Annotated in this window: 6 protein-coding genes and 1 pseudogene; 3 read left to right on the forward strand and 4 right to left on the reverse strand. The window is 67.7% G+C overall.

Annotated elements, in window-relative coordinates:
• Window positions 1-31: 31 nt before the first annotated feature.
• Window positions 32-1414: an aminotransferase family protein gene (locus VET27_RS23270; RefSeq protein ID WP_526521962.1), complete on the reverse strand. Its 1383-nt coding sequence runs from the start codon at window positions 1412-1414 to the stop codon at window positions 32-34.
• 21 nt (window positions 1415-1435) lie between these two features.
• A complete protein-coding gene (locus VET27_RS23275; RefSeq protein WP_526521963.1) occupies window positions 1436-2944 on the reverse strand; it encodes a CoA-acylating methylmalonate-semialdehyde dehydrogenase in 1509 nt (502 codons plus the stop codon).
• A gap of 116 nt (window positions 2945-3060) precedes the next feature.
• Between VET27_RS23275 and VET27_RS23280 the strand changes: the two genes are divergently transcribed.
• A complete protein-coding gene (locus tag VET27_RS23280; RefSeq protein ID WP_526521964.1) occupies window positions 3061-4701 on the forward strand; it encodes a PucR family transcriptional regulator in 1641 nt (546 codons plus the stop codon).
• A gap of 96 nt (window positions 4702-4797) precedes the next feature.
• On the opposite strand, the gene VET27_RS23285 is transcribed toward VET27_RS23280, so the two are convergent.
• Window positions 4798-5742 carry a DUF808 domain-containing protein gene (locus VET27_RS23285; RefSeq protein WP_526521965.1) on the reverse strand — a complete coding sequence of 315 codons (945 nt, stop codon included), beginning with the start codon at window positions 5740-5742 and terminating at the stop codon, window positions 4798-4800.
• Window positions 5743-5840: 98 nt separating this feature from the next.
• Here VET27_RS23285 and VET27_RS23290 point away from each other — a divergent pair, with 98 nt between their 5' ends.
• Both VET27_RS23290 and VET27_RS23295 read left to right on the forward strand, forming a co-directional pair.
• The gene (locus VET27_RS23290; protein WP_526521966.1) at window positions 5841-6989 is read left to right on the forward strand and encodes an NAD(P)/FAD-dependent oxidoreductase; all 1149 of its coding nucleotides are present in this window, start codon (window positions 5841-5843) and stop codon (window positions 6987-6989) included.
• A gap of 22 nt (window positions 6990-7011) precedes the next feature.
• The gene (locus VET27_RS23295) at window positions 7012-7365 is read left to right on the forward strand and encodes a VOC family protein (protein WP_526521967.1); all 354 of its coding nucleotides are present in this window, start codon (window positions 7012-7014) and stop codon (window positions 7363-7365) included.
• Here VET27_RS23295 and VET27_RS23300 read toward each other — a convergent pair.
• A pseudogene (locus tag VET27_RS23300) lies at window positions 7349-7658 on the reverse strand (hypothetical protein); the annotation flags it as partial. The gene VET27_RS23295 and the pseudogene VET27_RS23300 overlap by 17 nt on opposite strands.

Genomic DNA, 7658 nt, shown 5'->3' on the forward strand with positions numbered 1-7658 from the left:
GACGACAAGCCACACAGTCGACCTACCTACCTCAGACCACGTAGCCGTCGGCCACCGTCAGCGCCGCGTCGAGGATCTCGAGTCCCTCGGCAACCTGTTCATCGGTGATGTTGCACGCGGGCACCGCGTGGATCCGGTTGAAGTTCGCGAACGGCAGCAGTCCGCCCGACTTGCATGCGGCCATCACCGCGTTCATCGCCGGGCTGGACCCGCCGTACGGGGCCAGCGGTTCACGGGTCTGCGGGTTGGCCACCAATTCGATCGCCTGGAACACCCCAAGTCCGCGAACCTCACCGACCGATGGGTGCCGTGCCGCGAGGTCCCGAAGGCCGGGGCCGAGAACCTCGGATCCGATGCGCGCAGCGTTGGCCACCATGCCCTCGTCCTCCATGGCGTTGATGGTCGCGACGGCGGCGGCACACGCCAGCGGATGGCCGGAGTAGGTCAGCCCGCCCGGGTAGGCGCGGTCGGCGAACGTCGAGTAGATCGCGTCGCTGATCGCGACACCGCCGAGCGGCACGTAGCCGGAGGTAACGCCCTTGGCGAAGGTCATCAGGTCTGGGACGACGTCGAAATGCTGGATGGCGAACCACTTTCCGGTTCGCCCGAAGCCGGCCATCACCTCGTCGGCGATGAGCATGATGCCGTACTTGTCGCAGATCTCGCGCACACCGGCCAGGTATCCGGGCGGTGGCACCATGATGCCCGCGGTGCCGGGCACGGACTCGAGGATGATCGCGGCGAACGACGTCGGGCCCTCGTGCTGGACGAGGCGCTCCAGGTACTCGAGGGCGCGCTCGGATTCCTGCTGCTCGTTCTCCGCGTGGAAGGACGAGCGGTACAGGAACGGACCGTTGAAGTGCACGACGCCACTGCTGGCGTGGTCGTTGGGGTAGCGGCGGGGGTCGCCGGTCAGATTGATCGCGGTGTCGGTGCCGCCGTGGTACGAGCGGTAGCGCGACAGCACCTTGTAGCGGCCGGTGTGCAGCCGCGCCATCCGGACGGCGTGCTCGACGGCGTCGGCGCCGCCGTTGGTGAAGAACACCCGATTGAGATCACCGGGCGTGCGCTCGGCGATCAGGCGGGCCGCTTCGGACCGTGCGGCGTTGACGTGTTGCGGTGCGACCGTACACAGCTTGGCCGCTTGTTCGGCAATGGCGGCAACGACTTTCGGGTGCTGATGGCCGATGTTGGTGAAGACCAACTGCGACGAGAAGTCGAGCAGCTTGTTGCCGTCACCGTCCCATACGTAGGACCCCTCCGACGCCACGATGGTCATCGGCGTGATCTGCGCCTGCGCCGACCACGAGTGGAAGACGTGCTTGCGGTCGAGTTCGTAGGCGTGGGCGCCTTCGGCGAGGGCGCTGTCGAGGTCCTGACCGGAGGGTAGAACCTGCGGAGTCGTTCGGGTCATCGTGTGTACCTCGTCCGGTTGTCAGTTGTTCTGGGGGAAGCCGAGATTGATCCCACCGTGGCTCGGATCGAGCCAGCGTGTGGTGACCACCTTGCCACGGGTGAAGAAGTGCACGCCCTCGGTGCCGTGTGCGTGGGTGTCACCGAACAGCGAGCTCTTCCAGCCACCGAAACTGTAGTAGGCGGTCGGTACGGGGATGGGCACGTTGATGCCGACCATGCCGACCTCGACCTCGTTCTGGAAGCGCCGGGCCGCACCGCCGTCGTTGGTGAAGATCGCGGTGCCGTTGCCGTAGGGGTTCGAGTTGATGAGATCGAGCGCCTCGTCGTAGGAGTCGACCCGGACGACCGACAGCACCGGGCCGAAGATCTCATCGGTGTAGATGCTCATCTCGGGCGTGACGTTGTCGATCAGCGTAGGTCCCAGCCAGAAGCCGTCGGCGTCACCGTCTGCGGAAACCCCGCGCCCGTCGACGACGATGGTGGCGCCGTCGGCTTCCCCGGCGTCGACGTAAGAGGCCACCCGGTCGCGGTGCGCCTGGGTGACCAACGGCCCCATGTCGGAGTCGCGGGTGCCGTCACCGGTCTTCAGGCCCGTGGTCCGCTCGGCGATCTTGGCGACCAGGTCGTCGGCGATCGGACCGACCGCGACGCAGGCGGAGATGGCCATGCAGCGCTCACCGGCTGAGCCGAAACCGGCGTTGACCATTGCGTCGGCAGCGAGGTCGAGGTCCGCGTCGGGCAGCACGATCGCGTGGTTCTTGGCGCCGCCGAGGGCCTGCACCCGCTTGCCGTGCAGCGTGCCGGTGGCGTAGACGTACTGCGCGATCGGCGTGGAGCCGACGAAGGAGATCGCCTTGACCGACTTGTTGGTCAGGAGTTCGTCCACGGCGACCTTGTCACCCTGCAACACGTTGAAGACCCCGGCGGGCAGGCCGGCCTCGGACCACAGTTCGGCGATCCACAGCGCGGCCGACGGGTCCTTCTCACTGGGCTTCAGCACGACGGTGTTGCCTGCGGCGATCGCGATGGGGAAGAACCACATCGGGACCATGGCCGGGAAGTTGAACGGGCTGATGATGCCGACGACGCCCAGGGGCTGCCGGATGGATGCGACGTCGACGTTGGTCGACGCGTTCTCGGTCATCCCGCCCTTGAGCAGATGTGCTATGCCACAAGCGAACTCGACGACTTCCTGACCGCGGCTGACCTCGCCGAGCGCGTCGGAGACGACCTTGCCGTGCTCGCTGGTGATGATCTCGGCCAGCTCTCCCTTGCGGGCGTTGAGCAGTTCCCGGAAGGCGAAGAGAATTTGCGTGCGCTTGGCCAGCGAGGTGTCCCGCCAGGCCGGATGGGCCGCCGCTGCGGCGTCGATGACGGCACGCGCGTCGGCCACGTCGGCCAGGGCCAGCTCGCCGGTGACCTGACCGGTCGCAGGGTTCGTGACCTGGGCGGTGCGGTCGCCGGAGCCGGCGAACTTCTTGCCGTCGGCCCAATGCGCGATGGTGCGAACGCGAGTGCTGAGTGTCACGGTGGTCCTATCTCGTGGTCGAGGATTCTTGATCTCCGTCGATTCTCGCGGCCGTTCCCGCCCGGTCGACCCGACGGTGTGTAAGCAATTTGCCCTTCTGTCTTACGATGTGTCCGATGCAGCCGACCGTTCGGGAGATCCTGGCGCTGCCGGTACTGCAGGCCGGTGAACCCGAGGTCGTCTGCGGGGCAGACGGCCCAGAGGCGCTGGACCGACCGGTGCGATGGATCCACGTCAGCGATCTGCCCGACCTGTCGAATCTGCTCGAGGGCGGCGAGATGGTCCTGACTACCGGCCAGGCCCTGGCCGACGTCGGCCGCCGAGACGAATATCTACCGCAGCTCGCCCGAGCCGGCGCCGTCGCGGTGGTCGTCGAACTCGGGTTGCACGTCGACGAGGTGCCGCGTTCGGTCAGGGACGTCGGCGCGCACCTCGAACTGCCCGTCATCGCATTGCACCGGCCCGTCCGGTTCGTCGAGGTCACCGAGGAGGTGCACCGACGGATCGTGGCCGAACAGTACGCGGAGGTCGACTACGCGCGTCGGGTGCACGAGGCGTTCACCAGCCTCAGCATGCGACGTGCCCCGGTCGACGACATCGTCGCCGCGGCGGCCGACATGCTCGACACCCCGGTCGTCCTCGAAGACCTCAACCGCCAGGTGCTGTCCTTCGTGCACCGCGGAATGCCGCTCACCGAACTGCTGACCGATTGGGAGCGACGGTCCCGGCTGACCCCGGTCACGGGGCGAGGGACCTGGGTGGCTCGCCCCGTCGGCCTTCACCGGCACGAGTGGGGGCGGTTGGTGGCACCGCGTGGTCGCATCCCGGACGGTGACGCCGACGACCGCACCGTCACCACTCTCGAACGTGCGGCACAGGCACTTGCGCTGAACCGGATGGCGGAACGGGACCGCACGTCACTGGAGCTGCGCGCGCAGAGCGGCCTCGTCGACGACCTGCTGCGCGGCCGCATGCGGGACGAGAGCGAGGCGACCGCCCGCGCGCATGCCCTCGGTCTGCGGCCCGCACTGGCGTACGTCCCGATGACGGTGCGGCCGCGGGAGACCGTGAACGCCAATCAGCTGGTGATCCAACAACGGCGGAGCCGCACGCTGGACGCCGTCGTCCACGCCATCCGGTCCGGGGGACACAGCGTCCTGACCGCCAGCCGGGACGACGGTCAGATCGACCTGCTGTTGGCGCCGCAGCCCAGGGCCATGACCCTCGGCGCGGGACCGGATGCCGAGCGCATCCTCGTGGAGGTGGCCGCGACGATCCGTCGTGCGGTGAGCCACGTCGACGGCGTCGCGGAGTGCGTGATCGGCGTCGGACCTGAATCGAGCAGGCTCGTCGACGCGGCGGGCGGGCTCGCGGAGTCCGGACACGTCGCCGAAGTCGCGCTGGCGATGGCCGAGAACCCGGGCGACGAACGGCCGTTCTTCCGCGCGACCGACGTGCGGCTGCGTGGCCTCGTCGCCCTGATTCGCGCGGACCCGCGCGTGCAGGCGTTCGCCGAGACGGAGCTGCGCGGCCTGCTCGAGCGGCGGGCCAAGCACGGCGACGAGATGTTCGATCTGCTCGCCGGCTTCCTCGAGGTGGGCGGCAACAAGGCCGAGCTCGCCAAGCGATTGCACATGTCGCGCCCGACCCTGTACCCGCGCCTGGCAGCCATCGAGCGACTGCTCGGCGTGGACCTCGACAGTGCCGAGTCGCGGACGTCGCTGCACGTCGCGATGATGATCGTCGCGCGGCCATGAGCCCGCCAATCGGCGGCGAGTGGGGAGTTCAGCCAAGCGCATAACGGTTTCGCGTGTCCAAGGTCCACGATCGGCGGAGTCGACCAACGCAACCCGCTAACCAGCGTGGGCGTCCTTCTTGCCGAACGGAAGGACGTGCACGACCGCCACCACGATGGCGCCCACGACGAGGCCGATCACCGCGGAGATCCCCGTGTTGACCAGCCAGGCCAGCACACCGCCGACGGTCCCGGTCGCGTGGCGAACCACCTCTTCGAGGTGATGGACGAATCCGTAGGGCGCGTGCCAACCGAGGGTGTCGGTGCCCACGAGCAGGATGTGGCCGCCGACCCACAGCATCGCAACGGTGCCGATGACCGAGAGTGCGGCGAGCAGCTTCGGCATCGCCGCGACCAATCCGAGCCCGACCTTCTGGGCGACACGCGAGGAGCGCTGCGCGAGGCTCAGACCGATGTCGTCCATCTTCACGATGAGGGCGACCACGCCGTACACCGCGGCCGTGATGACCAGGGCGACGACGATGAGGATGACGAGCCGCGGTGCGAACGCCCGGTCGGCCACCTCGTTGAGCGCGATCACCATGATCTCGGCGGACAGGATGAAGTCCGTCCGGATGGCTCCGGAGGTCATCTGCTTCTCGGCGTCCTCTCCGACGGCCGAGGTGGGCGCGGCATGGGCGTCGTGGCCGCGAATCCGGCTCCACACCTTCTCCGCACCCTCGAAGCAGAGATATGCCGCGCCGACCATCAGGATCGGCGTCAGCAGCCACGGCAGGAACTGACTCAGAAGCAAGGCGGCAGGCAGGATGAACAGCAGCTTGTTGCGTAGCGATCCGATCGCGATCCGCTTGATCATCGGCAGCTCGCGCTCGGCGGTGATGCCGTGCACGTACTGAGGTGTCACCGCGGTGTCGTCGATGACGACGCCGGCCGCCTTTGCGGTCGCCCGCCCCGCCGCGGCGCCGATGTCGTCGACCGAGGCGGCCGCGAGTCGGGCCAGGGCCGCAACGTCGTCGAGCAGCCCGAACAGCCCCGCACTCATCGCGTCTCTCTCATGGTTCACAGGATACTGGCAGGAGAGGCCGCCTCGAGGCGTCGGCAAGCTGGACGAATGGCCATGACGTCAATAGCTTCGGTCCGATGAGCTCGACGGAGACCGGCGCGGACGTCATCGTGATCGGCGGCGGCATCGCGGGAGTATCGATCGCCTACGAACTCTCCGCGACGGCCCGTGTCTCGTTGCTCGAGATGGAGTCGACGCTGGCCTATCACACCACTGGGCGGTCGGCGGCAACCTTCCTCGAAACTTATGGCGGAGAGCAGGTTCGGGCGCTCACGACGGCGAGCCGGCCGTTCTTCGAGACGCCACCGGAACTCTTCGAACCGGTGCTCGTGACGCCGCGGCCACTGCTCCAGATCGCGCTCGAGGGCCGCGGACACCGCATCGACCGCATGCACGAGTCCGTCCTGTCGCTCGTCTCGGACGCCGAACTGCTCGACGGATCCCAGTGTTGCGAGGTGTTTCCACTGCTGAAGCCCGACATGGCAGAGCGGGGAATGTACGAACCGCGCGCCATGGCCCTCGACGTGGCGGCCCTCCATCAGGGGTACGTGCGCGGCGCCCGCAGCAACGGCGCTGCGATCTTCCGGAACGCCGAGGTGACGATGCTGGAGTGGCGCGCCGACCGCTGGACGGTGACCACCGCCGACGGCCGCGTCCATCGGGCGCCAGTCGTCGTTAACGCCGCCGGCGCATGGGCCGACGTCGTCGCCGCCGCTGCCGGCGTCGACCCCGTTGGTCTGACGCCGCTGCGGCGCTCGATCTTCATGGTGGCCTCACCACTCGGCGAGGTAGGTAGGGGTTTGCCGAACTGCAGCGAGGTCGACGAGTCGTTCTACGTCAACCCCGAAGGGGCGCAGTTCTTGTGCTCGCCGGCCGACGAGACGCCCTGCCCGCCAGGCGATGCCAAACCCGACGAGGTCGAGATCGCCCGCGCCATCGAGTCGATCAACGCGGCCACCGACATGAACGTACGCACAGTAAGTTCGTCGTGGGCAGGCCTGCGCACGTTCGCTCCCGATCGCAACTTCGTCGTGGGTGAGGACCCGCAGGCAGCGGGGTTCTTCTGGCTTGCCGGTCAGGGTGGATACGGGATCCAGACGGCGCCCGCGGCCGCCCGGCTGGCTGCTGCGCTGGTGCTCCGGCGATCCGTCCCGCCCGATCTCGTCGCCAGGGGACTCGACGTAACGCGTTTGGCGCCGCGCCGGGACGGCAACGCAGCACCGTAGACACGACGGGCAGGGGGACGGAATGCGCGTGACACGCATCATCGCCGATCTTCGAGTGTCCGACGTCGAGGCCGCGAAGGGCTTCTACGCGGACTATCTCGGGTTGAGCACCGAGGAGTTCAACATGGGCTGGGTGGCCCGCTACACCTCGCCCGAAACCGGGGCCAACATCCAACTCGTCACCGGTGATGCGACCGCACCCGAAGATCCGGTCGTCTCGGTCCTCGTGGACGACGTCGACGGTGCGTACGCGCAAGCACAGCAGCTGGGTTACGAGATCGTGCATCCCTTGACCACGGAGCAGTGGGGCGTGCGCAGGTTCTTCGTCCGCGCGCCGGACGGCAACGTCATCAACGTCGTCATGCACCGGGACTGAGATTGAAGAGACGACGGGCGTTGCGGTAGCCGATCGATTCGCGGTCGTTCTCCCCGATCTCGCATGCGTCGAACCAGTCCGAGGCCTCCCGCATGGACTCGGACGGATGATCGGTGGAGAACAGAACCCGTTCAGTTCCCATTTCCTCCATGGGTTTCGCATCGCCATCGTCCGAAAATTGCCGCTGGTGGTCACGTAGAAATTGCGCCGAAGGTACTCGATGAACGGATGCTTCGCGGGAACGCCCATGGGGTTCTTGCCGTCGGCGGAGGCCCAGTGCGACGTCCGCCCGA

This window comes from Mycobacterium sp., from assembly GCF_035633495.1.
Lineage (GTDB): Bacteria > Actinomycetota > Actinomycetes > Mycobacteriales > Mycobacteriaceae > Mycobacterium.

Coding starts and splice junctions, on each gene's coding strand:
- VET27_RS23280 (WP_526521964.1), top strand. CDS start 3,061: ATGCAGCCGACCGTTCGGGAGATCCTGGCGCTGCCGGTACTGCAGGCC.
- VET27_RS23295 (WP_526521967.1), top strand. CDS start 7,012: ATGCGCGTGACACGCATCATCGCCGATCTTCGAGTGTCCGACGTCGAG.
- VET27_RS23285 (WP_526521965.1), bottom strand. CDS start 5,742: ATGAGTGCGGGGCTGTTCGGGCTGCTCGACGACGTTGCGGCCCTGGCC.
- VET27_RS23270 (WP_526521962.1), bottom strand. CDS start 1,414: ATGACCCGAACGACTCCGCAGGTTCTACCCTCCGGTCAGGACCTCGAC.
- VET27_RS23290 (WP_526521966.1), top strand. CDS start 5,841: ATGAGCTCGACGGAGACCGGCGCGGACGTCATCGTGATCGGCGGCGGC.